The 21,571-nt window shown below is 43.5% G+C and carries 22 protein-coding genes; 18 read left to right on the plus strand and 4 right to left on the minus strand.

The window, feature by feature from the left end:
• Positions 1-51 precede the first annotated feature (51 nt).
• On the plus strand, positions 52-1,581 hold the full coding sequence (locus MKY63_RS24520; RefSeq protein WP_036687631.1) for a Ppx/GppA phosphatase family protein: 1,530 nt from the start codon (positions 52-54) through the stop codon (positions 1,579-1,581).
• Here the strand turns inward: MKY63_RS24520 and ppk1 are convergent.
• Positions 1,529-3,643, minus strand: a complete 2,115-nt coding sequence (gene ppk1 / locus MKY63_RS24525; protein WP_036687629.1) for a polyphosphate kinase 1 — start codon at positions 3,641-3,643, stop codon at positions 1,529-1,531. The genes MKY63_RS24520 and ppk1 overlap by 53 nt on opposite strands.
• A 400-nt stretch (positions 3,644-4,043) precedes the next feature.
• On the opposite strand from ppk1, the gene MKY63_RS24530 reads away from it, so the two are divergent.
• A complete protein-coding gene (locus MKY63_RS24530) occupies positions 4,044-4,700 on the plus strand; it encodes a 3D domain-containing protein (RefSeq protein ID WP_036687628.1) in 657 nt (218 codons plus the stop codon).
• A 104-nt stretch (positions 4,701-4,804) separates the two neighbouring features.
• Here MKY63_RS24530 and MKY63_RS24535 read toward each other — a convergent pair whose 3' ends face one another.
• Positions 4,805-5,686, minus strand: a complete 882-nt coding sequence (locus tag MKY63_RS24535; RefSeq protein ID WP_036687626.1) for a polysaccharide deacetylase family protein — start codon at positions 5,684-5,686, stop codon at positions 4,805-4,807.
• A 187-nt stretch (positions 5,687-5,873) separates the two neighbouring features.
• Here MKY63_RS24535 and MKY63_RS24540 point away from each other — a divergent pair, with 187 nt between their 5' ends.
• From MKY63_RS24540 to glp, 8 genes are all read left to right on the plus strand, one after another.
• Complete coding sequence (locus MKY63_RS24540) at positions 5,874-6,908, plus strand: NADH:flavin oxidoreductase/NADH oxidase (protein WP_036687625.1); 1,035 nt, start codon at positions 5,874-5,876, stop codon at positions 6,906-6,908.
• A gap of 87 nt (positions 6,909-6,995) precedes the next feature.
• On the plus strand, positions 6,996-7,700 hold the full coding sequence (locus tag MKY63_RS24545; protein ID WP_036687623.1) for a dihydroorotate dehydrogenase electron transfer subunit: 705 nt from the start codon (positions 6,996-6,998) through the stop codon (positions 7,698-7,700).
• Positions 7,693-8,625 (plus strand): dihydroorotate dehydrogenase, encoded by a 933-nt coding sequence (locus tag MKY63_RS24550; protein ID WP_036687621.1) that lies wholly within the window; start codon positions 7,693-7,695, stop codon positions 8,623-8,625. The genes MKY63_RS24545 and MKY63_RS24550 overlap by 8 nt, the downstream gene beginning before the upstream one ends.
• A 24-nt stretch (positions 8,626-8,649) precedes the next feature.
• A complete protein-coding gene (locus tag MKY63_RS24555; protein WP_076218215.1) occupies positions 8,650-8,988 on the plus strand; it encodes a hypothetical protein in 339 nt (112 codons plus the stop codon).
• A gap of 70 nt (positions 8,989-9,058) precedes the next feature.
• Positions 9,059-9,727 (plus strand): PspA/IM30 family protein, encoded by a 669-nt coding sequence (locus MKY63_RS24560; protein ID WP_036687619.1) that lies wholly within the window; start codon positions 9,059-9,061, stop codon positions 9,725-9,727.
• 123 nt (positions 9,728-9,850) lie between these two features.
• Positions 9,851-10,255, plus strand: coding sequence for a DUF350 domain-containing protein (locus MKY63_RS24565; RefSeq protein WP_036687618.1), 405 nt, complete (start codon positions 9,851-9,853; stop codon positions 10,253-10,255).
• 14 nt (positions 10,256-10,269) lie between these two features.
• Positions 10,270-10,776, plus strand: coding sequence for a DUF4178 domain-containing protein (locus tag MKY63_RS24570; protein WP_036687616.1), 507 nt, complete (start codon positions 10,270-10,272; stop codon positions 10,774-10,776).
• Positions 10,777-10,944: 168 nt separating this feature from the next.
• Positions 10,945-12,207, plus strand: a complete 1,263-nt coding sequence (gene glp, locus MKY63_RS24575; protein ID WP_036687615.1) for a gephyrin-like molybdotransferase Glp — start codon at positions 10,945-10,947, stop codon at positions 12,205-12,207.
• Positions 12,208-12,908: 701 nt separating this feature from the next.
• Here the strand turns inward: glp and xerS are convergent.
• Positions 12,909-13,991: a tyrosine recombinase XerS gene (xerS, locus tag MKY63_RS24580; RefSeq protein WP_036687613.1), complete on the minus strand. Its 1,083-nt coding sequence runs from the start codon at positions 13,989-13,991 to the stop codon at positions 12,909-12,911.
• Between the two features lie 165 nt (positions 13,992-14,156).
• Here xerS and MKY63_RS24585 point away from each other — a divergent pair, with 165 nt between their 5' ends.
• The 8 genes from MKY63_RS24585 (at position 14,157) to MKY63_RS24620 (ending at position 20,599) form a co-directional block, all read left to right on the plus strand.
• Entirely contained in the window at positions 14,157-14,666 is a 510-nt protein-coding gene (locus MKY63_RS24585) for a GNAT family N-acetyltransferase (RefSeq protein ID WP_063829840.1), read from the plus strand.
• Positions 14,667-15,031: 365 nt separating this feature from the next.
• Positions 15,032-15,133: a sporulation protein YjcZ gene (locus MKY63_RS24590; protein ID WP_197069683.1), complete on the plus strand. Its 102-nt coding sequence runs from the start codon at positions 15,032-15,034 to the stop codon at positions 15,131-15,133.
• Positions 15,134-15,318: 185 nt separating this feature from the next.
• Positions 15,319-15,942, plus strand: a complete 624-nt coding sequence (locus MKY63_RS24595; protein WP_339810105.1) for a TetR/AcrR family transcriptional regulator — start codon at positions 15,319-15,321, stop codon at positions 15,940-15,942.
• 61 nt (positions 15,943-16,003) lie between these two features.
• Positions 16,004-16,849, plus strand: coding sequence for a hypothetical protein (locus MKY63_RS24600; protein ID WP_339810108.1), 846 nt, complete (start codon positions 16,004-16,006; stop codon positions 16,847-16,849).
• 39 nt (positions 16,850-16,888) lie between these two features.
• Positions 16,889-17,368, plus strand: a complete 480-nt coding sequence (locus MKY63_RS24605; RefSeq protein WP_339810110.1) for a flavodoxin domain-containing protein — start codon at positions 16,889-16,891, stop codon at positions 17,366-17,368.
• Positions 17,369-17,606: 238 nt separating this feature from the next.
• A complete protein-coding gene (locus tag MKY63_RS24610) occupies positions 17,607-18,479 on the plus strand; it encodes an AraC family transcriptional regulator (protein WP_036687606.1) in 873 nt (290 codons plus the stop codon).
• A gap of 225 nt (positions 18,480-18,704) precedes the next feature.
• Positions 18,705-19,679, plus strand: a complete 975-nt coding sequence (locus MKY63_RS24615; protein WP_036687605.1) for an aminoglycoside phosphotransferase family protein — start codon at positions 18,705-18,707, stop codon at positions 19,677-19,679.
• 173 nt (positions 19,680-19,852) lie between these two features.
• Complete coding sequence (locus MKY63_RS24620) at positions 19,853-20,599, plus strand: class I SAM-dependent methyltransferase (protein ID WP_076099067.1); 747 nt, start codon at positions 19,853-19,855, stop codon at positions 20,597-20,599.
• A gap of 221 nt (positions 20,600-20,820) precedes the next feature.
• Here MKY63_RS24620 and map read toward each other — a convergent pair whose 3' ends face one another.
• On the minus strand, positions 20,821-21,567 hold the full coding sequence (gene map / locus MKY63_RS24625; RefSeq protein WP_036687603.1) for a type I methionyl aminopeptidase: 747 nt from the start codon (positions 21,565-21,567) through the stop codon (positions 20,821-20,823).
• Positions 21,568-21,571: the final 4 nt, after the last annotated feature.

Consider the following 21,571-nt stretch of genomic DNA (forward strand, 5'->3'; position numbering starts at 1 on the left):
CCATGTATAATAGATGGTCAGTCAATCAACAGGAAAAGGAGTACATACATAATGAGAGATGATCTACGCCGGATAGGCATTATTGATATTGGTTCGAACTCCATTCGTCTTGTAATTTATGATACAACGCGCGAAGGAGGCTATAAGATCATCAAGGAGTGTAAGTACTCCGCTCGCCTTAGTGAGAAGATTACGAAGGAGAATAGACTGGAACAAAAGGACATGGAAACGATTGTTCCGGTCTTGCGGCAGTTTAAGGAAATCTGCAATGCTTTTGCAGTGGAAACCATTCGGGCGGGTGCAACGGCAGCTATTCGTAATGCAGCTAACTCAAGCGAAATAATAAGCTTTTTGTCACAATCCTCTTCCATTCCGATTGAGGTGATCAGTGGCCACCAGGAGGCATATTATGGCTTCTTGGGTGTTATTAATGCCTTTAATGTAGAGGATGGTTATGTCATTGATATTGGTGGCGGGAGTACTGAAATCACTCTTTTTTGTCAGCGGCGTTATCAACACAGCATTTCTTTCCCGTTTGGGGCAGTAAATACCAACCTAATGTTTGGCCAAGGTGGGAATTGGAGCGATGAGCAGATTCACAAGCTGCAGACCTTTGTTCTGGGCAGGCTGGTTGAGCATGATTGGCTAAATGCCAAAGCTGGTCTTCCTTTATTCGGTTTAGGAGGGACGGTTCGTTCTTTAGGGAAGCTGGATCAGAAGACACGAGCATACTCATTGCCTAACTCCCATGGCTATACGATGACCAGTGAGACGATCGAGCACTTTATGAACACCCTACCTTCAATGCCTTACGAAAAACGTAAGGATTTAGAAGGACTATCTAAGAGTCGGGCGGATATCATTGTATCCGGGTTGATTATTTTCCATACGGTGTATCAGTATATTGGGGCGAGTGAGGCGGTGATCAGCGGGGAAGGACTCAGAGAAGGTTTGCTGCATGATCTGCTGGAGCCGGAGCAGCCAGTGCGTGCTAGTGCTTTGGAATATAGCTTAAACACGATCATTCGCTTTGATATTCATACCTCTAAACGGTATTTAGATCATATCAACAAGCTAGCGCTCAGCCTGTTTGACGCATTTAAAGATGAATCGAATAGAGCAGAGCACGAGATGTTAATCTATGTGTCCATCATGCTGCATCGTACGGGAACGAATATTAACTATTACCAATCCAAACGACATACTTTGTATTGGTTGATGAATTCACCGATTCGTGGACTTACCCACCGTCAGCTTATTCTTTGCGCTATGATTGCCTCATACAGCACAAAAAGCCGGAAGCAGAAATTGTCCCAACAACATAAGGACATTTTGCTGCCATCCGACGAAGAGTGGATTCATAAGCTCGGATCGCTTGTCCAGCTTAGCATTGCGCTGGACAGCACGGAGATTGGAATTGTAAGCGGCCTGAAGGCCAATCTGCACGGCAATACGCTTCATCTGGACTTAGAGGGCGCATCGTCACTGCTAATTGGCCTAGAGGACATTGAGAACGCGATAAAAGCATTTAAGAATGCTTGGGCGGTGAAGGTAAAACTCGGCTTCCCTTCCAACGTGTAACATCCATTGCAGCAAACTGGCTCCGGAAAGGGGCCTTTTTGTCGTCTGGTTGTTCGTAATATCCATTAGCCTGCAAGAAGCTGGCTTTAACATTATCTTGTAGAGACAACTCTAGAATCTTGACGATCTGTTTACGGATGCCGCTGTCTCTGACAGGACACATCAGCTCAATCCGGCGGGTTAGGTTTCTAGTCATCCAGTCGGCACTGGATAAATACACCTCAGGTTTGCCGCCATTTTCGAAATAATAGATCCGGGAGTGCTCCAGAAAACGGTCTACGATACTGCGTACTGTAATGTTTTCACTTAAGCCCTCTATTCCCGGACGTAGGCAGCAAACCCCTCGCACGATTAAGTCAATGGAGACACCGGCTTGGGCTGCGCCATATAAATCGTCGATCACTTGCTGATTAGAGAGTGAGTTCATCTTGGCGATTATGCGTGCGGGTCTGCCTGCCCGCGCATGTTCAGCTTCACGCATCATTAGCTTTTGCAGGGATAAGCTCATATTCGTTGGCGCTACAATGAAGGAATGCCAGTCAAAATTAGCCGAATATCCAGTCATTTGATTAAACAGCTCGGAAGCATCCAGTCCGATATCGCTTTGGGCGGTGAATAGACTGAGATCCGTGTAAGCCTTGGCTGTACTGTCATTATAGTTTCCTGTGCCTACATGCACGTAACGACGCAGTTCAGGGCCTTCCTGGCGGACAATCAAGGTCACTTTGGCATGCGTTTTGAGTCCGATCAGACCATAAACGACATGACAGCCTGATTTTTCAAGCTGGCGTGCCCAAGCGATGTTCCGTTCCTCATCAAATCGGGCTTTTAACTCTACAACCACTGTAACTTGCTTGCCAGACTCCGCAGCATTGGCTAGTGCAGTGATAAGTGGAGAATTTCCGCTGACGCGGTATAAGGTCATTTTAATAGCCATCACTTGCTCATCTTCTGAAGCTTGAATGATAAAGTCTGTCATCGCATCAAAAGACTCGTAAGGGTGGTAGACTAATACATCCCGTTCACGCAGCACCTCGAAGAAATCCTCGTTTTCTTGAAATTCAGCAGGGTAGACCGGCTCAATAGGTGGATAGTTCAAGTAACTAAAACCTTTTAAGCTTCCGGCAAAATTACGAAGAAAGCCCAGATCGAGCGGACCTTCTATTTCAAATACGAAGTCCTCCAGCTCAAATTCAGCTTGTAGCTGCTCAAGAGCATAGGGATGGATACCTTTTTGTACCTCCAGACGAGCAGGCACCCCGCGACGACGCTTGCGCAGCTCTTTTTCGATCTCTTCCAGCAGATCCTCGGCACCTTCCTCATCGATTGTAAGATCTGAGTTACGAGTCAAACGAAACTCACTAACCGCAACAGGTTCGTAACCGCTGAATAAGGTTTGAATGTGATGGCGGATCACATCTTCAATAAATACAAATTGTCTTTTCTTACTATTAGAGCGGTGTGGAAGAGGGATACATCTTGGCAGATTCGAAGGAATTTGCAGGATAGCAAAATAAGGCTCCTCTTCAAGGCCATTCTTACGAGTAAGAACAACAGCTAGGTAGATAAACTGGCTGTGCACGAGTGGAAACGGCCGGCTCTGATCAACAGCCATTGGCGTAAGTACAGGATAGATGATATCCCGGTAATACTGTTCTATGGACTGCTCTTGGGCATGGGTAAGATCCTTATAATCCACAAATACGATGCCTTCTTTATGCAAACTCCGCGAAATATCACGGAATGTCCGGTATTGATCGGCAATGATTTTGGTTACGCGTTTGATGAGGCGTTTATACAGCCCGGAAGGGGTGTAGCCTGTGAAATCTTTTTTAGTATAACCCGCCCGGATCTGATCTTGAATTCCCGCTACGCGAACGCTTATGAATTCATCCAGATTGCTCGAGACGATTGCCAGAAATCTGGCACGTTCCATTAAAGGGTTATCAGGGTCCTGCGCCTCCTTGAGTACACGGCGGTTAAATTCGATCCAGCTCAAATCCCTATTGAGGTAAGCAGTGGCTGGACTGCTTTGGTTGTTTTTAATCTCTTCTGTATTCATGGGACCTCCAAATATGCTTCGATGTCTGTATCTCAAATCTATTTATCATATTCTATCATTTTACTATTGGATGAGGCACGAAATGTTAAATCTATGTAAAATCTCAAAGAATATTATTTAATTATTTTATATAATAGGATATGATTGTCGCTAATTAGTTAACATAATAAAAATTATGTTAACTTCTTAATGAATCAAAGACAATAATTAAACATGTTATTTCAGAATGGTAACAATTACATACGCATAGGTTACAAAATTGTGATATATTAAGTCCTGTCAGTTTTACAAAAGACAACAATACATCAGGACATCACACAAGATGTACATAAGTACAGGAAATGTACACGAGCGTATACGGAAGTCATACCGCTTACGCCCATCTAAAGAGGAGGCATTTATGAAGAACAAGTTCAGAACCATTAAAACCCTTGCTGCAGTTATGGGAATTAGTGCATTGCTGCACACCGCTCCTGCTTTTGCAGACAGCGTTCATATTGCAAAGGAAGGCAATACTTTCTATACTCTTTCTCAACAATACAATGTCGGTGTTAATGATCTAATGAAAGCTAATCCAAACGTTGCAGCTCTTAATATTTACGATGGACTTAAAATAACGATCCCTAGTAAAATGCAAGCAGAAGCTGTAGCTACGACAGAAACTCCAGTGCTTACCCCAAGCCTGAATGTTACTCCAGAATCAAAAACAGTTGAAGCATGGGGCAAGTCATTTAACTATGAGAAAACGATACAAGTTAAGGCTTCTGCTTATTCCTCAGCGGCTAGTGAGAATGGAGGCTGGGGTGCGGTTGATTATTTTGGAAACCCACTTAAGCTAGGAACCATTGCGGTTGATCCAAGTGTAATTCCTCTTGGAACAAAAGTGTTGGTTACCGGCCATTCACACTCAGGATTGCCTAAAGAAGCTTTTCTGGCTACTGCAACCGATATGGGAAGTGCCATTAAAGGTAACCGCATCGATATCTTTATTCCAGGCAGCCAAAGCTTTGTAGCGGATTTTGGTTATCAATATGTACAATTATACATTGTTAAATAGCTAGCTAAAAATATAGAGATTTATACAGAGATATGGAATGGTTTTAAATAGGTTAAATAAGAAACGGAGGGAGTCCTTAGCGGCTGCCTCCGTTTCTTATTTATTTATTTATTTTTAGAGACCTGCAGCAATTGAGGCACGGTAACGAAAGAATAGCCGCGTTTACGCATAATCGTGATTACCTCAGGTAAAGCCTGAATCGTTCCACTAAGATCACTACCCGGCCCACCTCCACCATGCTGAAGGATAATTGCTCCTTTTCCTGCATTAGCTAAGATGTTATTTCTAACTTGAGTTTTGGAAAGTCCCTTCCAGTCCAACGAATCCACATTCCAATTTACGAGCTTATAACCATGATTTTTTGCCCATCTCAATTGTTGCTCAGAGATATCTCCATAGGGTGGACGAATCAGGCGTGGTTTATATCCGGCCAAGGTTTGAATAATGTTCTCGGTCTCAATGATCTGTGATCTGAAATCATGCATCTTCAGCTTCACAAACTGAGGATGGTCATAAGAGTGATTTCCAATAGCATGTCCTTCTCTAATCATCCGCTTCACTAGAGCAGGATGTTTCTCAGCTCGGCTTCCTACCACGAAGAAGGTTGCTTTGACATGATATTTTTTAAGAACATCTAGCAATTGGGGTGTAAACCTTGGGTCAGGCACATCGTCAAAAGTTAAGGCGATGACTTTATTCCGAGGACCGCTGGTCTTAAAGGTCTCGGGATATTTGTGTAATAGCTGACTCAGAGACAAGCCCTTAGTGTTCTTATTGTTGCTGCTCGTTGAATTATTTGTAGTAGAAGTTCCCGCAGATATCGCCTTGTCTTCGTCAGTGGTCTGCGTACTTTTAATTTGATCCTGTGAGGACTTCTGATTCTGAGCTGGAGCTGAAGCAACCTCTGCTGAAGAGGTTGGAAATAGCAGGACAATGATTGATCCTAATACTACCAGCAGTTTCTGGACTCTCCGTTGATCATACATCCCCAAATGCCTCCTTTACTACCTGATCATCACCATATTCTTCATTGTTATCTCCATTGAAGGATGAATTTATGCCGTTTCTTCAAGGTCTCTGGTAAAGATTTCTTGCACACACTAATGCGTGTATACTAAATAGAACGGGATATTCCCGGGCCAATTATAGACAGGTGGAAGGATGGGGACAAGGATGTCAGAATTGTTTGCACCTTATGAATTGAAGGGTTTAACGCTGAAAAATCGTATTGTTATGCCACCTATGTGCCAGTATTCGGTGGATAAAGAGGATGGCATCCCCAATGATTGGCATTTTGTTCATTATGTAAGCCGTGCTATTGGAGGTACTGGTCTAATCATTGTCGAGATGACTGGAGTACATCCGGACGGTAGAATAACGAACCGGGATACAGGGATTTGGAGTGATACGCATATAGAGGCGTATCGTAAGCTCACAGATAGTGTACATGCCTATGGAGCAAAAATAGCCATTCAACTAGGGCATGCCGGACGTAAAGCGGTCGATGCTGAGCCGCCGGTTGCACCTTCTGCAATTCCTTTTGATGCTCGTTCTAAGCAGCCACAGGTGCTTTCTAAGGAAGGCATCCTTGAGATGATAGAAGCCTTTCGTGATGCCGCTCGTAGAGCTGTGGAGGCAGGATTTGATACTGTGGAGATTCATGGTGCGCATGGTTACTTAATTCACCAGTTTCATTCACCTCTGTCCAACCTCAGAGAGGATGAATATGGACAAGATCCTGCACTTTTTGGAGAACAAGTAGTTGCAGCAATCCGAGAAGTAGTGCCAGTAGATATGCCCTTGATCATGAGGGTATCCGCGAAAGAATATGTTGATGGTGGATATGGTGCTGCCTATGCCCTGGAGTTTTGCCGCCGATATAAGGATGCTGGAGTGGATATGTTCCATGTGTCTTCAGGTGGTGAAGGGCCCATTGGCTCTAATGGTGGACCTAATGCGGGCCCAGCCTACCAAGCAGATCTGGCAGAATATATTCGCAGTGGATTACAAGTGCCAGTAATTGCGGTAGGACGGCTTGAAGCCTATTCTGAGGCACAGTCCATCATTGCAGAAAAAAGGGCGGAGCTTGTAGCTATTGGCCGTGGGATGTTAAGTGATCCTTATTGGGCTTTACATGCTGAAGAAGCGCTTGGTGGCGTACATGATGTACCTAAACCTTATGAACGTGGGATTTGGAAAAGAGGCTAGACCGTTTTCAATGTGAAGTTTGTCACAGATTTTATGCTCCTTCTAAGGCAATCTTAATAAAGATAAAATTTGAAGGAGCTTGATAACGTGGGGACGGTTCTAAGTAACGAACGGCTGACAGATGGTGTGTATCACCTTAAGGTAGAGACGAATAGTGGCGGAGCAATGGGTCAATTCTACATGTTACGGGCATGGGGAGCTTACCCCATCCTATCCAGACCCTTAAGTATACATGAAGTACACGAGGATAGTGTTGAATTTCTGTATCACGTAGTTGGGGAAGGTACGGAGATATTCTCACGGCTGGGTTCAGGTGATTCGGTAGAGCTTGAGGGCCCTTTTGGAAATGGATTTCCACAGGTTGAAGGGAAGGTTGCGCTCATCGGCGGTGGGATCGGAATTGCACCGCTATATTATTGTGCGAAGCAGCTTCCGGGGAGTGATATCTTTTTGGGCTTTAGCCGTGAAGCTTACCGGACAGAAGCGTTTCGCCCACTTGCAAGTGAGCTTGTAGTCGATGTTGGCGGTTTAATTTTGGATAGTGTGGATTTCAGCCAATATGATCATGTCTTTGTCTGCGGCCCACACCCTATGCTTAAAGCTGCTCAACGTAAAGGCATTGCTGCTGAAGAAGCAGGCGGTAGAACGAAAGTATACCTTTCTCTAGAGAACCGAATGGCTTGTGGGATTGGAGCCTGTCTGGTCTGCAGTGTATCCTGCCGTGATGGTCAAAAGAAGGCCTGTGCAGATGGACCTGTGTTTCTTTCTGAGGAGGTGATTTTCCATGACTAAGTTGAACACAACAATTGCTGGCGTTCATTTTAAAAATCCAATTATAATGGCCTCTGGAACGTTTGGTTTTGGCCGTGAATATGGCAAGCTGTATGATGTGTCTCTGCTGGGCGGAATCTCTGGCAAGGGGTTAACCCTCAATCCGAAAGCGGGAAATCCCGGCACTCGTGTATATGAGACAGCTTCTGGTATGCTGAATAGTGTGGGACTCGAGAATCCGGGTGTAGCTGCATTTTTGGATAAAGAATGCCCTTATTGGGAAACACTCGAAACTGCTCGTTTGGTCAACCTGGGCGGAGGCACACTTGAAGATTATGTTCTTGGTGCTGAGATGATTCAGCGGGATGCAGATGCTCGTGCGAGTGCAGGTAAGACAGCAGTGGACATGATTGAATTGAATATTTCTTGTCCAAATGTTAAAGAGGGCGGCATTGCGTTTGGGATCCAAACTTCAGAAGCTCAAAAAGTAGTACAGGCTGTTAGACGCGCAACTAAACTGCCCCTTGCTGTAAAGCTGTCGCCGGGAGCCGAAAATATCGTTGAAATGGCACAAATGTGTCAGGAGGAGGGAGCAGACGCTGTCTCGCTCATCAACACTATCTCAGGAATGAAGATTGATGTCCGCCGCAGAAGCAGTGTATTCAATAACTTATATGCTGGATTGTCTGGACCTGCGATTAAGCCTGTCGCTCTGCGTATGGTGCATCAAGTTGCACAAAACGTAACGATTCCCGTGATCGGAATGGGTGGCATCACTTCAGCAACGGATATCATCGAGTTTATTATGGCAGGTGCTGCAGTTATCCAAGTGGGAACTTATAATTTCATGAACTTGCGTGCAGGTAGTCAGCTAGTTGCAGAGCTTGAGCAATTTATGGTTGAAGAAAATATTCAGTCACTAGAGGAAATACGGGGCATTATATAAAGTGAAGCAGTGAGGGGAATACTATTGACTACTAACCAGATTGATCCTGAGGATATTGAGCTGAAGGCGACGGCTGTCGGACGTGATCTCTTGCTCTTAATTAGTGGAGGTGTTCGGCATATTGGTGCCACGAGTACTGCTTATCTGGAGGGGGAGCAGGTTAAAGTACTGACTTCAGCGGTTCCTCATCATAAAGAGCACACGATAAGCGAGCCCATTGCGATCAGAGTAGCTGAAGCGCTGAACAAGACGGTCACAGTAGTGATGGGGATTCATTATGACAATCTCACAAAAGAAGGTATTATGGAAGTCGTGGAAATTGTGAATTTAAAAGTAAATCAATATTTAGCGCAACAAATATGAAACGGTAGTGACAATTCTACGTAAAAGATAGCATGTGAGGAATTAAATTATCTTTTGGAGGAATGAAACCATGTCTATATTTAAAAGATTGCGCGATTTAACCATGTCTAATGTGAACGCGATTATTGACAAAGCAGAAGACCCGATTAAAATGACAGATCAATACATTCGTGATATGACCGAAGATTTAGAAGATGCAGAAAAAGCTGTAGCGGCGCAAATCGCCATTGAGAAGAAATTCAAACAGCTGTATGAAGAACAAGAAGCGCTTGTTAACAAACGTACCCAACAGGCTCATGCAGCAGCTCAAGCGGGTAATGTTGACCTTGCTCGCCGCGCTCTGGAAGAGAAAAATGCTGCTGAAGCTAAACTGGTAGAATACAAAGCCAGCTTTGATCAGAACAAAGCCTCTGCGGATAACCTTCGTGGCAAGCTTGAAGAGATGCGCAAACAACTTACCCAAATGAAGAACAAACGTGAGACATTGGTTGCGCGTTATAACGCTGCCAAAGCTCAAACCGAGATCAACAAAGCAATGAGCGGATTTAGCTCCGATTCAGCGTCTGCAGGTCTCAAACGTATGGAAGATAAAATGCTGCAAGCAGAAGCTCAGGCTGAAGCCAGTAATGAGATGAGTTCAGGCAATAAATCTCTGGATGATGAATTCGAGAAGCTGAACAAAGATCAAGCGGTTGAAGATGAACTGGCGGCTCTGATGAAACAATACGAGAAGCAATAACATTTGATCTTTAGCCGGTTCACGGCTGGTGTTCACAGGCGAAGGGGAGACAGAAATTCGTTTCTTCTTCGCTTTATCTATGCTTATGAAAGGCATGCAAAATGATTAAGCGGGGGCTATAGAATGGATCTCCATATTCTGGTGTCCATGGTCGTGTGGACGGTGAGCGGCGCTGTGTTGCTGTTTGTACTGATGTATATAGATTCACTTTTTACTCGTTATAACGATATTGAAGAGTTAAAGGCTGGAAATATGGCGGTGACTACACGGTTTGTAATGAAGCTTTTAGCTCAGGCCTTCATTTTATCTTCATCGATAGCGGCTTCCAATAGTTTGTTAGATGCGTTGCTGATTTCGTTGGTATCATTTTTGCTTTTGTTAATTTTAGAAAGAACGGTTCGGCTTCTACTAGCAAATTGGGGGAAGCTGGATCTGGATCATGGTACACAGCTTGGTAAAATCGGATATGGCCTGCTATCAGGTTCACTGCAAATTACGGGTGCTTTAATTATTACTGCCTTTATGTAGGAGGAACGATCAAGTTGAGTATGTGGAAACGTATAGGTAACCTTTTCTCTAAGCCAGCGCCTCAGGAAGTTCAAAAAAGTATGCTTAATTTGTCTCCCGGAGACATTTGTGAAGTATCGCTTGTCACCTATGAAGTTACTGGCCGGACACATAATCGGGGCCGTAATGCTGTAGTTCTGACCCTTAGAGATGGAAGCCAGATATCTTATCTTCATATAGAAGAGCGGGAACAGCTGCAATATGGATTGTACAGACCTATCGACGGGCGGCTAGATAATCCTGCTGAGGTTCCAGCAACCCTTGAGCTCGATGGCTATACATTTTTCCTGGAGGAAGAATATGAAGGTTTTGTTGCTGTTGCAGGTCAGACGCCATTTATGAATGGTGGAGAGCAGCATGTGTGGCAATATCAATCAGATGATTCACGTCTACTGCGTGTAGAGTGGCAACATGGACGGTTTATGCTTTATGAAGGGGAGAAAATAATCCCTGGGGATGTAAAGGTAATTAGAGCATCCTAGCCTAGTAGAGAAGTAATAGATCACTATACCGGAAAAAATATTGTAGAAAAGGCTGCTGCCCATTAACATGGATGGTGGCCTTTTGTGTTTATAATTTTACTTCAAGAGGTCTCATGTTAAAATAATATTTATTACTGCAAACATCGACGTTTCAGAGCGGAGGTCTTTATGAAGGATAATAAATTTCAGCGTGAAGCGCTGCAAGTAAAAGAAGCTCAGGCCAAAATAATCAAATATGCTAATCCGCTAGAATCAGAAGACGTATCACTGTATGAGTGTTGTGGACGTTATTTGGCTGAAAAAGTGATTGCTCCACACCCATTTCCTGCGTTTAATCGATCTAGTATGGATGGATATGCGATTATAGCGTCGGATACCCGTAACTGTGTTAATGGACAAGTTGTATGGTTAGAAATTGTGGATAATATTCCGTGTGGCGCAGTGCCTGCGGTAGATATAACTCCGGGAACAGCCGCAAGAATTATGACTGGTGCACAAGTACCGGTTGGGGCTGATGCTGTGGTGATGCTGGAGGTCACGGAGAGACGTGAAGAGGATGGAAAGACTTACGTTGGTATTCGAAAAAAACTAGAAGCAAACAGCAATATCACACCTCAAGGTTTCGAATTAAGCCAAGGAGATCTTGTATTGCCTATAGGAAGGTTAATCTCTGCGGGGGATATAGCTGTTCTTGCAGCGTTTGGATTACATACCGTGAAAGTCTATCGTCGTCCTAAGGTAGCCATCTTTGCCACAGGAACAGAGCTGCTGGAAGTGCATGAGCCGCTGGAGCCTGGCAAAATCCGCAATAGTAACTCCCCTATGCTCGAAGCTCTAGTCAAAGAGACAGGGGGTGTTCCAGTAATGTTAGGCGCTATTGTGGATGATCTGGAGCTGGCTAGAAGTAAAGTACAGATGGCGCTGGAAACTTATGATTTTGTGATTACAACGGGTGGCGTTTCTGTGGGGGACTATGATATCATGGGCGACTTGGTTCGTGAACAAAGTGGAAATATGTTGTTCAACAAAGTGACGATGCGTCCGGGAAGCGTAACTACTGCTGCGGTTAGAGAGGGTAAGCTGCTGTTAGCTTTATCCGGGAATCCGGGGGCTTGTTTCGTTGGGTTCCAACTGTTTGCACGGCCTGTGATTTCTCTGATGCAAAGTGCTTCTCAGCCCTTTTTACCGGAATGGAACGTTACACTCGGTACAGATTATAAAAGAGTGAATAATTTTACTAGATTTGTGCGAGCTCGCTTAGAAATAAAAGACGGCAGCTTGTTTGCTTATCCGGCACTCATTGATGAATCTTCCGTAACGGTCACGATCAAGGATAGCGACTGTTTGATAGTTGTACCCCCAGAAGAAAAGGGGCTATCTGCCGGAGATAAGGTAACGGTGATCAAGCTGCCAGGAGAGATTCGGGGCTAGATGTGGAGGGTACTCTGCCCATCGATGATGAACAAAATTTCACCGCAGATATTGGAGTAATTAAAGGTATTTGATATCCACGCACGCACAGAAATCGTCATAGAATTGCTAGGTCAACGGTATTATTTCCAACATTTCAACATATGAAAAATTCACAATAGATAAGCAAAAAAACAGCGTTCCTGCTAACCCAATAGTCGCTAACAACCGGTTTTAAAGGGAGGGTTACCCCAGAAATTAGAATAAGAAAACCCACTTACGTACCGTAAGTGGGTTTTTAGTGCAACAATAATCGGGTTAGGGGTGCCCGCCGAATGTAATTCAAATTTGAAGAAAAGCGAAAGTAAAGTTTCCGGGTAGGCGACACAAATCGCAGTAAATCTCCTATCGGAAGAGTTACTGCTCTATTGTTTTGAGTTATTGGCTGCGCCACTGCCGAGATTAATCACCCGCGGACGCTTACGGACCCAGATGATCTTATTTGCATATTTATCACCTTTTAAGCGGGGTTTCGGACCTCAGCGTCGCTATTTCATAGAATGGAGCTCATATTTGCGTATTTCAGGCCAATAGCGACCTTGAGGTCCGTTAGCCACCCAAATATGAGATAATCTTGCGTTTAAGGTCAGCTAAGTCCGATAACAACTCTGCAATAGCGAAGAGCGGCTACTCATCCGAAGTATGAGCTCCCTTTGTGATGATTAATTATCGACACGCCGCTCGATCGCCTCAGACATCGTTTTATCCGTTAGATGAGCGTAGATCTCAGTTGTCTCGGTGGATGCGTGCCCGAGCTGTTCCTTCGTTTTATAAATATCATTTTGCAGATAATAATCTGTTGCAAAAGAATGACGCAGCTTATGAACCGTAAGATACGGTTTACCAAAGCGTTTAGCGTACTTAATAATCATTTCTTGAATCGCACGTTTGGTCATACGTTTGCCTTCTTGACGCCCGTTAGGGAGAGAGATAAATAAGGCCTTTTCTCTCTTGGGTGTTTTGTAGCGAGATTGGCGCAGACTAAGATAAAGAGCTAGATCATCTTTAGCTTGCTCTCTAAAATAGACGGGTGTCTTAAACGTTTCGTCATTATTCCCTTTGCGGGTGACATAGAGCAGCTTGTTGTTAATATCCAAATCGTCTACGTTTAGATTGACTACCTCAGATACACGCAGGCCAGAGTTCAGAATCAAGCTGGCAATACAGGCATCACGCTCGTGATTCAATTGAAACGAATAATAAGCCTGTTTGTTGCCTTCCACATCCCGTCCATACCCTTCATAAATGTACCCCACAAACTCCAGTAATTCCTCATCTTCCAAAATCTTACCCTTTAATTTAGCGGCAGTATCCTTTGGCTTATGTGTTCGTTTGACCTCAACCTTAGCCATAATGTTTCGCTTAAGCAATGGATAAAAGTTCTCGTCCTCAGCGATTTGACTTAAATAATGAAATAAGGAGCGTAATGCAGATAGTTTACGGGATACAGTAACACGAGTGTTCGTACCTTCGGCTCGGGTAGTTAGATGCAACCGATATCCGACAATACTGTCCATATGTAGGGTTTCCAATTCTAGAAGCGTGATCTCGGTATTTGAGCCGGCTTGGGATAAACCCTCTGCCCGCAACCAGCCGAAAAAAGATTCATAATCCCGGATATACTCCAGCAGTGTGGAGGGGGAGAGATCAGGCCGTTTATAGTCAATAAACTGCTGAACGAACCAGGGCATGAGGGGTAGCTTTTGATCAAGTTTTTTACGGTCATCGTTCTTTTGAACGCTCATGTGATTCACCTTTTTCCATAGATTGCATAAAATCTCTTCCTTCTATCTTAACATGTTTTGTCCCAGATTGGACTTCGAATGAAGGGAAAACTAGGGCCGAGCCTTGCTCCTGATGCCGGTAAGCTTTATGATGTGAAGTAAACATAAATGTCAGAGGTGCACATAATGAAACTTGAAATTGAGCTGGTTCCCAAAGAACGTAAGCATACTATAAGCAGATTAATGCAGTTCTACCTATATGATTTCACCCGTTATTTGGAATTTGAAGTCAATCAAGACGGGGTATTTCCGGCCTATCCGGGACTAGAAGCTTATTGGAGTAGCGGGAATAATAAATTCGCATATTTGTTTAAGGTGGACGGGCATATTGCTGGTTTTGCTTTGGTGGACAGGTTATTGCGTAATCCTGAAGGCCAGTTTTATATGACTGAGTTTTTTGTGATGCAAAAATACCGCCGAAGTGGTGTAGGTACATGGGCTGCGCATAAGCTATTTGATATGTACTCTGGTGAATGGAAGGTTTCACAAGTCCGTGCGAATACGCCCGCTCGTGATTTCTGGCATAAAGTGATCGGGGACTATACCCATGGAGAGTTTCAAGAGCGCTTTAATCCACAACAAGGCAACCCCAGCCAATACTTCAACACATTAACTATTAATCGAATTAAGAAATGAAAATCCGTGTGTTTTCGGGTTTTTCTTAAAGAAGGAGTTTACTATTAACAGCAAATGGAATGGAAAAGTGGTGCTAAGCGAGTGAGAGCTAGACAGTGGAGGATGACCAAGAGAGCGTCAAGAAGGACGGCCAGGAAACTGTATTTTTTATAAAACTGGCTAGCTATTAAGAACATATACGAATTGTAAAGTAATGAGCATCTAATGCTCTCTACTTTAGTTAACATAACATTATTTATGTAAACCAATTAAACCATTCACCATAAAAAGGGTCGTTGGTTTATTTTTTGTGTTCAAAATACCCAGTCAGTGAGGGCAATATTGCATATCTTATGATGTACTCAATTACAAAGGAGGAGTCAACAATGGGCGAATTTGCAGGAGGATACGGTGGTTTCACTTCCACAGGAGCTATTCTGGTTCTGTTTATCCTGTTGGTTATCATTACTAAAACCCTCTGTCTGTAATCCTTTAACTTCACAAATTAAAGGTTCCGTCAGTCTAAATGACTGGCGGATTTTTTATGTCCAGATATGTAGATTGGAGGAGGGGGATACATGTGACTAAGGATATTGACATAATACTAATCCAAAACATATATTAAACAGTGTTCAAAGATTAAACGGTGTTCAACACATGAGGAGACAAATTTATGACTAAAGAACAACGAAAAGTACGTGAGCGTGAAGAAATGAGTAATCTAATCCTGCAAAATGCAGCTTTATTGATTGCTGAAGAGGGAATAGAGAAGCTCTCTATCCGAAAAATCGCTGAGAAAATCGAATATTCACCGGGAATTATTTATCATTATTTTAAAGGCAAAGAAGAGATTATCGAGAGCTATTTGCAACAAAAATATACGGATATGCTTACTGAACTTCAGTCTGTGCAACTAGAGGTACAGCAGGAATTACCTCCAGATATACTTTTAAAACAATCATTGGAGAAGTTCATCAGGATGTCTCTTTCTACGGGTGTAGAATACCGTAATGTTATGCTAAACGATACACCGGCTGTTCTTAGTTACACAGCTGTTCTATTTAGAGGAGCTGCACAGGAACGTAAAGCGATTGGGATGCTCTGCCAGGGCCTGCTCAGATTTGAAGCACAAAAAAACCGTGAAGAAGCTTTCGTAGAACTCACAGCTCAGGTGATATGGAGTGCAGCATTCGGTTTAATTATGCGGTTGCTTGTCGAAAAGGATCTGCCTGATGATCAGGTCGAAGCTCTGATTTCATGTCATTTGGATTCAATGGTTGCTATTGCTTCCAGGTGAAATCTAAATATTTTTATGAAGGGAGGGGGCGGTTGTTATAAAACATATAAGGAAAGTCGTAGTGCTGTCGGTGTTGATTTCGGTTATTGCAGTGTTTGCAACAGCGGTTGGGTTGTTTTCAGATGGGATAAGTGATGGAACAAAATATACTTTCACATCAATATGGGGCGAGGATGTAAAGCTTCAGGGGTCAGGAGTGTACAGCCATGATTCTGTCTCTGCGGCGGCACAAGCTAAAGCACAGGATGGAGTTACATTATTTCTTGCCATACCTTTACTGCTCAGTTCGCTCATCATGACAATTAAAGGCTCGATAAAGGGTAGGATGCTCCTTACGGGCACTCTGGGGTACTTTTTATATACTTACGCATCCTACAGCTTTCTGACGATGTACAATTCATTGTTTTTAGTTTATGTGCTGTTGTTTTCTTTAAGTTTTTTCGCATTCATCCTAGCCTTATTTTCCTTTGATAAAGAATCCATACATACTTACTTTAAAAACAGTGTACCTTCTAAAGGAATCGGCTTTTCACTAATGGTTATTGCTTTTATGATTTTATTGCTCTGGCTAGGGAAAATACTGAATTCACTACTGGGGGGAACACCGCCACAAGGGCTAGAGCACTATAGTACATTGGTAATTCAAGTTTTGGATCTTGCGATCTTAGTCCCATTAGCAATTGTAACGGGGATTATGGTCATTCGTAGACAACCTTTTGGGTACCTACTGGCAACTGTCGTTGTTTTCAAAGGAGTTACATTACTGCTAGCAATTACGGCAATGCTGGCGGCAATGATCTATAGCGATGTGACTGTGTCTATAGCCGAGTGTGTAATTTTTCCGACGATGACTGTAGCTATTGCTGCTTGTATGGTTATTTTGTTAAAGCATGTACGTGAACCCTAAAGATAATAAGTAACTAGCGAGCGGAAGGGAGCGATTAGAATGAAGGCAATAATTATGTTTACCTCGAAATATGGGTGTGCGGAGAAAGCGGCTTATTTATTAAAATCTCAACTGGGCGAAGAAACCGAAGTAGTTAACCTGATGCATGCTAAAGAGCCGACACTGGAACGATATGATACGGTCATCTTGGGAGGATCTATTTATTATGGAAAAATCCAAAAACAAATGACTGATTTTACAACAAAATATCAACATGAACTAGGGAAAAAACGAGTAGGATTGTTTATTTGTGCAGGAGCAAAAGGTGAGGAGGCCTCACAAGAATTGAAATCTGCGTTTCCAGAAGTGTTATATAACCAATCTGTGACGAAAGAAGTTTTTGGAGATGAGATCTATGAAGAGAAGCTAACTTTGCTAGATCGGTTTGTATTGCGGATGGTAAAAGGAAAAAATAAGAACGTAAATGGGTTGTCAAAAGAGACGATAGAGCGTTTTGCGCTTGCTATGAAAAGGCAGTGAAAGTGAGTGGACAAACGAACTGCTAAACGTACTTCAGGTCATAGTTAACATAATTATGATTATGTTAACTATGATCTTGACATTCAAAAAAAGTAGTCCTTCTTGTGAGAAGAATTTTACTTCCTCATATCGAGTCTCTGTTCATCGAAACATGAAAACCCTACAGAATCGTGCAGAAAAAGTCGGGAAGGTAAAAACCTTCTCTGATAACCTATAATTAACGAGGGGAGGCAACGTCATGGATACGCTGATACAACTGAACAAAGCAATAAACTATATTGAGGAGAACCTAACAAATCAAATTGATTATCAGGAGGTTGTGAAAATAGCCTGCTGTTCGGAATATCATTTTACTCGCATGTTCTCATTCCTAGCAGGCATTACTCTGTCGGAATACATCCGGCGTCGACGTCTAACCTTGGCAGCACTCGAGCTATCACAAAGTAATATCAAAATTATCGATACCGCTCTGAAATATGGTTATAATTCGCCTGATTCCTTTTCTAGGGCTTTCCATAGCATGCATGGGGTAAATCCTTCGGAAGCTCGGGTCCATGGACAATCCCTTAAGGCGTTCCCTCGGATGTCGTTTCAGCTGACTATCAAAGGAGGAAATGAAATGAATTACCGTATTGAAATCAAAGAATCTTTTCACATCGTGGGCATAAAAAAACGGGTACCAATCATTTTCCAAGGGGTCAATCCGGAGATTGCGTCGATGTATGAAGGGTTGACGCCGGAAATGATTGATGAGATGAAGAGATTTTCCGATGTTGAGCCCTCAGGGTTTATAAGCGCCTCTACAAATTTCTCTGAGGGGCGTATGGAGGAAAAAGGAGAGTTCGATCATTATATTGGCGTTGCCACTACGAAAGACGCATGGAATGGCTTGGATCAGCTGGAAGTGGCGGCCTCCATGTGGGCTGTATTCACAGTCGTCGGCTCTTTTCCGAGTGCGCTACAAGAGATCTGGGGGCGAATATATTCGGAATGGGCTCCGTCATCGGGATATGAGCTAATTAAAGGGCCTGAAATTCTTTGGAATGAGCACAAAGATATCACATCGCCAAATTTTAAAAGCGAAATATGGATGCCTATCACTAAGAAATAAAAGAGTTTGGTTGGATTAATGAGACTGAGAGCTGAATATCCTTTCACTACGAAGCTGCCGCGAAAAACATTCCGGCAGCTTCGTCAAGCTATAGGCAGGATATTTCGAAAATGTTGTAGAAGTACAATTGGTGAGTCGAATGATTTTTGGAATGTAGTAGATTTCAATTTTTATGATTCAGACGAAGATTGAATCAATGAATCCTTCTATTTTAAAGGAGTCCTTATGACGAACGAGAAGCTTTTGGACTTACTAGGCAGGTACGATATCCAACAGCCTGAGATTATTTTCTTAAGGCATAACGAGAACAGAACCTATCGTGTTAATGACAGAACGGGAAAATCATATTTACTCCGCATTCATGACCCTTTTATAGATGACATGAAAGGTCTGCAACATACATACGGCGGCATTCTTGGAGAATTGCAAATGCTTGAGAAGCTGGGAAGCTGGAGCAGCAACGAAATACAGACTCCCGTAAGAAACAATGAGGGTGAACTTATTACGATCATTGAATACGAAGGTGAACTGCTAAACTGCTCCGTCCTCACCTGGCTGGATGGAAGAGACATGAATATGAATGATGTTAACAATCTTGAACTGGTAAAAGAACTGGGATCGCAAATAGCAGAACTGCATACTTTTTTTCGGCAGTACGAACATACAGGTATGGAGATTCGACCGAGTCAAGGTAAAGCTTATAATGAACGGATGATCCGTGTGATTCATTCGGGTGTGAAAAAGGATTTATTTACGCCTTCTGATGCTAATGTCATTGAACAAACGCTGCAATTGATCAACTCCCGGTTAGATGACCGTGGCGGGGAGGCTGGCCCTGACCTTATTCATGGGGATTTGTGTATGGGTAATATCATCATCACAACCGAAGGAGAGGTGCGCTTCATCGATTTTGGCTTTTTCGGTAACGGTTATGCCTTACTTGATGTAGCCATGGGAGCTATGATGCTGCCATCCGATCGAAGAGATACTTTCCTAGAGGGTTATTACAGAGAGTGCGAAAATACAGCGAATGATCTACTGCAGTTGGAAGGTTTAATGTTGGTCGCTATTATTGGATATTACGTCTTCCAGATGGAGAATGTACATGTTCATGCCTGGATGCGTGAAAGAATGCCCAAATTATGCGCTGAGTATTGTCGCCCCTTCCTCAAAGGTGAAAGTATATTTTATAAAATATGAAATGGAATGTTCATGGTTGAACTAACGAGGAGTGGTAGGTTTGATAAAAATTGATTATAACCGTTTGTCACCAAACGTGTTATCAAAAAAAATAGTAAAATAATACTGTTAAGCGAGATGGCTGTCGATGAGCATTTATTTCGATTATATTATAACAAGAAATGAAAGGGGGAATGGTGTTGATTGAACATAGCAATCTTGAAGAATTTCAAGATCCGGTAAATTACGATCTTGAATTTGACGGTGAAATGGACAAATATCAGTTCTATCTTGAGCTTGCTAGATCGAGTCCTGGGGAAGTGTTAGAACTTGCTTGTGGTACAGGCTTAACAACGATCCCCCTCTCGAAAGCCGGTATAACAATGACCGGTGTAGATATCTCTTCAGCAATGATTGCATATGCGCGGTTGAAGGCGAAAGGGCTGACTGTTACTTTTATGGAAGGTGATGCCCGTACCTTCGAATCGGACAAGCGATTTTCGATGATTTATTTGACTGGTAATGCATTTCAGGCATTTTTAAGTGATCAAGATCAAAGCGATTTGCTCACGACCGTTCACAAACATTTACAACCTCATGGAATCTTTGCATTTGAGACCCGTAATCCGGAGGGAACGGATTTATCCGATCAAGAGGAGACAGAATGGGGATCATTTATTGATAAGGATGGAAATAACGTCAAGGTATCAGGCACACAATGTTACGATGCTGGCCAGCATATCATGCATTGGGTCACGATGCGTGATTGGGGGTATAAACGAACGACTTCCCGGATTGCTTGTCGGTTCACGGATCCGAATACGCTGCATTCTTTATTAACCCGTCACGGCTTTCGCGTCGAACATCTATATGCTGACTGGAATAAAACGCCGTTTTCTCCGTCATCTTCATCTATCATTAGCGTTTGTAGGAAATGTTAGGAGAAACGTAATGCATTGCAATAGAACTCCCCCTCAGATTGAGGGGGATTTTGTTGTTCCTAAGTTTAGCATACTTTTCGCATTAAGAATTCAATCGGTCCGCGGGACATTCTTTTTCTCCACCTATGTGAGAAGATCACACATGTATCGGATGAAGAAAGAAGTTCTGCTCAATAAATAAAAAAGAAGTCGACCCTCTCGTTGGTCGGCTTCTAATTGTTCTATTGCGCGGTCAGGATTTGTGGACCTTCAGCGGTGATGGCGATCGTATGCTCGTATTGGGCGGCGAGCTTGCGGTCCAGTGTCCGGGCGGTCCAGCCGTCCTGATCAATTGTCATGTTGTAGGTGCCTTCAGTGATCATGGGCTCGATCGTGAATACCATGCCTTCCTTGATGCGGGGGCCTTTGCCGGGCTTGCCGACATGCATATAGGTAGGCTCCTCATGCAGGTCACGACCGATGCCATGAGCGAGAAGGTCGCGCACGACGCCAAAGTTGTTCGATTCGGCATGCTGCTGGATTGCGCTCGTCACGTCTCCTAGCCGATTGCCGGGCTGTGCCTGCGCGATGCCGAGGTCAAGGCACTCCTTCGTGACGCGCATCAGCTTCTCAGCCGCCGGTGAGATCTTCCCGACCGCATAGCTCCAGGCTGAATCGCCGAGCCAGCCGTCGAGCTCCGCTACCGTGTCGATCGTCACGATATCGCCTTCCTCAAGTGGCTTATTTGTAGGGAAGCCATGTGCAATTACGTCATTGACGGAGGCACAGGTCGCATATTGATAACCATTGTAGCCCTTCGTATATGGTTTGGCGCCGTGCTTCAAAATAATATCCTCGAATATGCGCTCAATCTCGTTCGTTGTGATGCCCGGTTTGATGAGCGGGGCAATTGTGCGATGGCATTCGGCCACAACCTGGCATGCCTTGCGGATGGCTTCGATTTCATACTTGCTTTTTAAGATAACCATGTTT

Origin of the sequence: Paenibacillus sp. FSL R7-0189 (genome assembly GCF_037969925.1) — a bacterium.
In the GTDB taxonomy this organism is placed as follows: Bacteria; Bacillota; Bacilli; order Paenibacillales; family Paenibacillaceae; genus Paenibacillus_AQ; species Paenibacillus_AQ odorifer.